Genomic DNA, 2,562 nt, shown 5'->3' with positions numbered 1-2,562 from the left:
AGTTTAATATTTAGGATTAATAGAAAATATCATATTTTATTTATTTGTGAATTAGCATTGTTGTTGGTATAACTCCTGACGGAGCAGTAATTTCTACTTTTCGCTTATTTCTACCGATATAAAACTCCTGACGGAGTAGTTTAATATTTAGGATTAATAGAAAATATCATATTTTATTTATTTGTGAATTAGCGTTGCTTTTGGTATAACTCCTGACGGAGCAGTAATCTTTACTTTTCGTTTATTTCTACCGATATAAAACTCCTCACGGAGTAGTTTATTTTCAATAATTGTTTTTCATTGATTAGAGAAAATGTGCTGTAAGCACTATGTATCGGTAGTAAACTTTTATTTATGTGTGAATTAGTATTGTTGTTGGTATAGCTCCTGACGGAGCAGTAATTTCTACTTTTCGCTTATTTCTACCGATATAAAACTCATGACGAAGTAGTTTAAATTTCAATAATTGTTTTTCATTGATTAGAGAAAATGTGCTGTAAGCACTAAATATCGTTAGAAACAAAAAATAAACACTTATCTGATATTTCTATTCGTATCTGGTTTTGCGAATTGAAACTCTCCAGTTTCAATTTGTAAGCTTGGCAATGACTTTTTTAATTGTTCAATACCTGATTTACTGACTTTGGTTTGCCATAAATAAATCACTTTCAGATTAGGGTATTTTGTCAAAACAGCCAAGCCCTTGTCGGTAATATTTGTGCCATATAAATTGAGTTGTTGAAGCTTGGGTAATGCTTTCAAATACTCCAAAGACACATCGGAAATTCGTGTATTTTCGAGATTTAATCTCGTTAGATTCTTAAAGTTAGCGATTTTTTTAACAGCCTCATCGTTGATAGGCTGGTTACTGAGTCGAAGCCTAACAAGTTGATTAGTAATATTTTCTAAATTATCTAATAAGGATGGTTGATAATTTCGGACGTTTACAAAATTTGCCGAAAGGTAATTTGAACCATCACCTAAATGAGCAATTCCGATATTTCGTTGCTTTAACTTTTCCAGAATTTCTGGGCTTGCCGCTTCCGTATTCTGACTGAGTAATTTTACTTCAGTGTTTTTGTCAGTTTCGTTTTCGCTTACAGGAATATTGGTAATTTCTTCAGAAGTGATTTTTGAATTGGGAATGGCTAAATTTGGTATAGGTGTTACATTACTTTCATTCGTGATGGTTTCTATTTCTTCTGCGAAAGATGCTCCTTTTTTTATCCAAAAATGGATAGCCGAAATTTCACTTTTGGTAAGTTGCGTTTTCCCTTTTGGGGGCATGTGTTTGTCATCATCTTCTGGTAAAATCAGATGAGTAAATAAGGTACTTTTGCTTGGATTTCCAGCGAGTAGAATTTGCCCATTTTTACCACCTTTTTTTATAAATGTTTCTGTATCTAAGCGTAAACCACCTTTCTTTTTGCTGGCAGAGTGGCAATTGTAGCACTTAGTTTTCAGAATCGGCACAACCTTATCTCTGTAAACAAATGACCTTCGTACGAGCGTTTGGTTGTTTTTTTGAGTGGTATCATTATTTTCAAATGAAGCGATTGTTGTACTATCTGTTGTGGTTGGAGTTTTACTTTGAGAAGAAAAAAGATAATCCTCACCATGCGTGAGATTTCCGCCTAAATGCCCCGTAATTGTTAGTAAAATGATGTTAAGAGTGGCTAAAATCCACCTATATTTTTTTATGAAATAAGCCAGCATACTAAATATAGCAGTGCTGATACCAGTCCATTGATGTTTAAAGATAGCATCGGTCTCATAGTCACCCGATTGAGCCAATAACCAACCCGCTACGCACGCAAATAGCGATGAGATTGCTCCTAAAAGAAAAGCTAAATGAATAGCCGATTCCATGTCTGATTTTTGAATCGACTGAAGAACCATCATTATATAGGCAAAAATCAGAATGCCGATGGGTAAATGTACGATGAGTGGATGTAGGTGGCCGATTAATTCTGATGAAAACATTTTTACCTTAGGTTGAAGATTCTTCAAAATTAATCAAATTTATGAATCAGCAAAAAGGTAAAAATGTTGTTTATAGTCAGATTGTTATACTTTCCCTTTCAAAAAATAAGCTGTATAATTTCCTTCGAGTTTAACCATTTCTTCGGGTGTTCCTTCAAATGTCAAATAACCGCCTTTTTCACCACCTTCTGGTCCTAAATCAATAATCCAGTCAGCCGATTTAATTACCTCCATATTATGCTCGATAATAATTACGGTATCACCTTGGTCAACTAAGGCATTGATGGCTTTCAATAATTTCTTGATATCGTGGAAGTGCAAACCCGTAGTTGGTTCATCGAATACGAAAAGCGTTTTGCCTTTATCGGCATTGCCTTTGCTCAAGAAAAAGGCCAATTTTACACGTTGGGCTTCACCGCCTGAAAGTGTGCTTGACGATTGTCCTAAACGAATATATCCTAAGCCTACATCTTGTAATGGGCGAAGTTTATCGGCCAGTTTTGGCTCGCTGGTGCTAAAAAACTCAATGGCTTCGTCAACGGTCATTGCCAAAATATCGGCAATATCTTTTTCATTATA

General features: G+C 34.8%; 1 protein-coding gene and 1 pseudogene. Both read right to left on the bottom strand.

Annotated elements, in window-relative coordinates; all coding sequences use genetic code 11:
• Positions 1-534: 534 nt before the first annotated feature.
• Entirely contained in the window at positions 535-1,983 is a 1,449-nt protein-coding gene (locus tag A6M55_RS09685; protein WP_064197418.1) for a c-type cytochrome domain-containing protein, read from the bottom strand.
• 84 nt (positions 1,984-2,067) lie between these two features.
• Positions 2,068-2,562, bottom strand: a pseudogene (locus tag A6M55_RS17445) (excinuclease ABC subunit A); the annotation flags it as partial.

Source organism: Emticicia sp. MM (assembly GCF_001649495.1).
The sequence above is the reverse complement of the archived record's forward strand: the minus strand, read 5'-3'. Positions and strand labels throughout refer to the sequence as shown.

Excerpts from the sequence above, each read along its gene's own strand:
- A6M55_RS09685 (WP_064197418.1), bottom strand. The coding sequence starts at position 1,983 with ATGTTTTCATCAGAATTAATCGGCCACCTACATCCACTCATCGTACAT.